Here is a 3,860-nt window from a genome sequence, read left to right on the forward strand (position 1 = left end):
CCGACGATGCCGCTCCTCGGCGGCGCGATCGTCACTGCCGCTCTGTTCGCCCTCCGGGAGGCCCGCGCTTCCCATGCGCTCCTGCCGCCGGCTCTGCTCCGCAATCGCGACGTCTCGATCGGGGCCGTGCTCAACCTGATCGTGGGCACGGTCATGATGAGCACTCTCGTGGTCGGCCCATTCTTCCTCGCGGGAGGGCTGCACCTCGCTCCGGCCGCGATCGGGGCGACCATGGCCGCGGGACCGCTCGCCTCCATCTGCACCGGCGTGATCGCCGGCCGCGCGGTCGACCGGTTCGGCACGCGGCTCATGACCACGGCGGGGCTCTCGGCCATGGTCGTCGGAGCCCTCGCGCTCGCGTTGCTGCCCTCCTGGTGGGGGCTCATCGGATACATCACGGGCACTGTGCTGCTCGCCCCCGGGTACCAGCTGTTCCTGGCGGCGAACAACACCGGAGTCCTGAGTGCGACGCCGACAGAGCATCGCGGTGTGACGTCAGGATTGCTCGGCCTGTCCCGCAATCTCGGGCTCGTCACTGGCGCCTCCGTGCTCGCGGCACTCTTCGCCGCAGCCTCCGGCGCAGCAGAGATCGCGACCGCATCTCCGGAGGCGCTCACCGCAGCACTGAAGGTGACGTTCCTCGTGACGGCTGCGCTCCTGGCCGGTGCCGCACTGCTCTCCCTCGCAGCGAGCCGTCAGACCTCGAGGGCCCGGGGAACGGCGACGCCGACTACGGCTCGATGAGCAGCTGCACCAGGCGGCCGAGCTCCTCGCCACCGGAGTGCCGAAGCTGCGCGTCGTCCTGGCCGGCCATCGCTCCTCGCACGGTCATGCCCTCCCAGATGATCATGAGCATGCGCGCGGCGATCTCGGCCGGGAGCCGCAGCCGCAGGAGACCCGCCGAGATGATGTCGTCGACGATCTGCGCGATGCTCGAGACCATCTCGCACTCTTGGGCGAGATACGCCTCACCGAACCTCGCGTCGCGCAGGGCGCGGATGCGGATCTCGCTGAGGAGCATGACACCGAGGCGGTCGTCTCCGCCGAGCTCCATGATCTGCTGCACGAGATCGATCGGATCGCACCCCTCGACGAGGGCACCGGCGGCGGTCAGCTCCTCGACACGGGTGCGCACCGCGTTCACGCGCACTTCGGAGACGCTGGCGGCGAGCATGAGGAACAGCTCGTCCTTGGACTCGAAGTTCGAGTAGAACGCGCCGCGGGTGAAGCCAGCTCGCTCGCAGACCGCTTCGACCGATGCTCCGTCGAGCCCGACCTCGGCGAAGACCTGCGCCGCCGCTTCGAGCAGACGGGCACGCGTGTTCTCACGGCTGCGGGTTGCGGGTGTCGACATCGAAACCTCCTGACCCTTCACTCTCGCATGATTCACACCCTGCACACAGGCTTGGCCGGGCGGGTCACCTTACGATACATCTATGTATCGGATACACCTGTGTATCCACCCCGCACCCCTCGGAGGATCGCGTGTCCACACTCCTGTCCTCGCTCGGACGCTGGTCCTTCCGGCACCCGTGGCGAGTCCTCGTGTCCTGGCTGCTCGCGCTCGGCATCGCCGGCGCCGGGGCTCTCGTGCTGGGAGCGGGAACAGACAACACGTTCTCCATCCCCGGAACCGAATCGCAGGCCGGTCTCGAGCAGCTCTCCCGTTCGTTCCCGCAGGTGAGTGGCACGAATGCGCAGTTCATCGTGGTCGCCGCCGACGGCGACAAGATCACGGATGACGACTACCGGGAACACATCGAGGACGCCGTCGACGAGCTGGGCGACCTCGACGGCGTGCTCGCCGCCACCTCGCCCTATGACGAGATGGTCAAGGGCATGATCAACGAGGACGACACGGCGGCCATCGTGCGCGTGCAGTTCGACGGCGAGGCCACCGACGTCTCGGACACGACGAAGGATGCGCTGCGCTCGGCCGTGAGCGACCTCGACTCCGTGCTTCCTTCCGGCTCGCAGACCTCGCTCGGCGGCGACCTCTTCGCGATCTCGATCCCCGGCGTCACCCTCACCGAGGCGGTCGGGCTCCTCATCGCGCTCCTCGTGCTCATCCTCACGTTCCGTTCATTCGTGGTGGCCGGGCTCCCCCTGCTCACCGCGATCCTCGGCGTGGGCATCTCGATGGCTGGCATCTTCACCGCAACCGCCTTCGCCACCGTCTCCTCGACCACCCCGCTGCTGGCGCTCATGCTGGGACTCGCGGTCGGCATCGACTACGCGCTGTTCATCATGGCGCGACATCAGGACCAGGTGCGAGAGGGCGTGGATCCGGAGGAATCGGCATCCCGTGCCGTCGGCACCGCCGGATCCGCCGTCGTCTTCGCCGGCGTCACCGTGCTCATCGCACTGATCGGCCTCGGCTTCGCCGGCATCCCGTTCCTCACCACCATGGGTATCGCGGCCTCCGCCGCCGTCGCCGTCGCCGTCGCGATCGCCGTCACCCTGACCCCCGCTCTGCTCGGATTCATGAAGGGCAAGGTCGTCGGTCGCCCGAAGAAGGTCAAGGCGCCGAAGACGAAGAAGAGCGCGGCATCCGACGCGTCGGAGGAGCCGAAGCCCGTCACGGCCCCGGCGAAGGGCAGCGCCCGCTGGGTCGGGGGCGTCATGAAGCACCCCGTGCTGGTGTCGCTCGCCGTCGTCCTCGGACTCGGGATCGTGGCCGTGCCCGCGCTGAGCCTCGACCTCGCCCTCCCCAACGCCGGCGTGCTGCCGAAGGACTCCGAAGCCCGGCAGAGCTACGACCTCGTCGGCGAGCAGTTCGGACCCGGGTTCAACGGTCCGCTGATCCTCACCGGCACGATCGTCACCTCCACCGACCCGCTCACTCTGATGGAAGACCTCGGCGACGCGGTCGCGAAGGTCCCCGGCGTGAAGGAGGTCGCCCTCGCGACGCCGAACGAGACCGCCGACACCGGCATCGTGCAGATCATCCCCGAGACCGCACCCGACGATCCGGCGACGGCCGACCTCGTGCGTGAGCTGCGCAGCCACCACGACGAGTGGCTCGACGAGTTCGGCATCGACCTCAAGGTCACCGGCTTCACCGCCGTCGGGATCGACATCTCCGACCAGCTCGGCAACGCGCTGCTGCCGTTCGGCATCTTCGTGATCGGCCTCTCGCTGATCCTGCTGACCATCGTGTTCCGCTCGCTGTGGGTGCCGATCACGGCTGCGGCCGGATACCTGCTCTCGATCGTCGCCGCCTTCGGCGTGGTCGGGGCGGTGTTCGAATGGGGATGGTTCGCCGACCTGCTGCACGTCGCCAAGGTCGGGCCCATCATCAGCTTCATGCCGATCATCCTGATGGGCGTGCTGTTCGGTCTGGCCATGGACTACCAGGTCTTCCTCGTCTCCCGCATGCGCGAGGACTTCGTGCACGACAAGGATGCGACGAGCCCGAACCGTGCCACCCGGCGGGCCGCCGCGCTCCGGGCCGTGCGCAGCGGTTTCACCGGCTCGGCGAAGGTCGTGACCGCAGCCGGGCTCATCATGTTCGCGGTGTTCGTCGCGTTCGTCCCCGAGGGCGACTCGTCGCTCAAGCCGATCGCGCTCGGCCTCGCCGCCGGCATCGCCTTCGACGCCTTCCTGGTGCGGATGACGCTGATCCCCGCGCTCATGGCGATCCTGGGCGAACGTGCCTGGGAGCTCCCGCGCTGGCTGGAGAAGATCCTCCCCCGCGTCGACGTCGAGGGCGAGGCCGTCGAACGCGAACGACACCTGGCCGCATGTGGCAGCAGTCCAACTACGCCGCGACGATCGCCATCATCATGGGCGTCATCACCGCGGTCATCGCCTACGTTGTGCAGCTGCACGGCTCGAAGCCGGAGGCGCGCTGACATGGC

General features: G+C 68.4%; 3 protein-coding genes. 2 read left to right on the plus strand and 1 reads right to left on the minus strand.

The window, feature by feature from the left end; translation table 11 throughout:
* The coding region (locus KZA10_RS09395; protein ID WP_218682730.1) for an MFS transporter at positions 1-744 on the plus strand (744 nt) is incomplete at its 5' end.
* On the opposite strand, the gene KZA10_RS09400 is transcribed toward KZA10_RS09395, so the two are convergent.
* Positions 731-1,354, minus strand: coding sequence for a TetR/AcrR family transcriptional regulator (locus tag KZA10_RS09400; RefSeq protein ID WP_218682731.1), 624 nt, complete (start codon positions 1,352-1,354; stop codon positions 731-733). The two genes, KZA10_RS09395 and KZA10_RS09400, sit on opposite strands and share 14 nt — an antisense overlap.
* A 131-nt stretch (positions 1,355-1,485) precedes the next feature.
* On the opposite strand from KZA10_RS09400, the gene KZA10_RS09405 reads away from it, so the two are divergent.
* Positions 1,486-3,860: MMPL family transporter (locus KZA10_RS09405; protein WP_308289628.1), on the plus strand; the 2,375-nt coding region annotated here is incomplete at its 3' end.

Source organism: Microbacterium sp. BF1 (genome assembly GCF_019279095.1).
In the GTDB taxonomy this organism is placed as follows: Bacteria; Actinomycetota; Actinomycetes; order Actinomycetales; family Microbacteriaceae; genus Microbacterium; species Microbacterium maritypicum.

Excerpts from the sequence above, each read along its gene's own strand:
- KZA10_RS09400 (WP_218682731.1), bottom strand. The coding sequence starts at position 1,354 with ATGTCGACACCCGCAACCCGCAGCCGTGAGAACACGCGTGCCCGTCTG.